Below are 626 nucleotides of genomic sequence, written 5' to 3'. Positions count from 1 at the left end.
TGCTGAACCGCACGACGTTCGGGCGGCGCACCTACGCGGTCGGCGGTAACCCCGAGGCGGCGCGGCTGGCCGGTATCAACGTGCGGAAGCACACGCTGATGCTGTACGCGCTGTCGGGGCTGTGCTGCGGGATCGCGGCGGTTTTGATCATGGCGCGGACCACGACGGGTTCCTCCACGCACGGCGATCTGTACGAGCTGGACGCGATCGCCGCGGTGATCATCGGTGGCACGCTGCTGACCGGTGGCCGGGGCACGATCATCGGCTCGATCCTGGGTCTGCTGATCTTCACGGTGATCACCAACCTGTTCATCCTCAACGGGCTGAACACCGCCGACCAGCTTGTCGCCAAGGGCGTCATCATCGTCGCCGCCGTGCTGCTGCAGCGGCGAAGCCTCAAGTCACACACATAGAAAACTAGGGAGAAAAGATATGAGCAAGAACGTCGGCCGGCGTGGATTCCTGGTAAGCGGCGCCGTCCTCGGCGCGGGCGCCCTCGTCACCGCCTGCACCAGCAACGAGCCGGCCGCGCAGGCCAGCGCTCCGGCCGCGGCGCCGGCGGCGGCGGCCAGCGGCGGCAACGACGCCCCCGGCGACAAGGTCGTCATCGGCTTCTCGGCCCCGGC

1 protein-coding gene and 1 pseudogene are annotated in these 626 nt (G+C 68.4%); both read left to right on the top strand.

Annotated elements, in window-relative coordinates; genetic code table 11:
* On the top strand, positions 1–413 hold a 413-nt coding region (locus HHX40_RS35500; protein ID WP_182884052.1), incomplete at its 5' end, for an ABC transporter permease.
* 19 nt (positions 414–432) lie between these two features.
* Positions 433–626, top strand: a pseudogene (locus tag HHX40_RS35495) (sugar ABC transporter substrate-binding protein); the annotation flags it as partial.

The sequence above is a fragment of the Microbispora sp. H10949 genome (assembly GCF_014161435.1).
Lineage (GTDB): Bacteria > Actinomycetota > Actinomycetes > Streptosporangiales > Streptosporangiaceae > Microbispora > Microbispora triticiradicis.
Note: the sequence above shows the minus strand (reverse complement) of the source record. Positions and strands in the feature narration are given on the sequence as shown.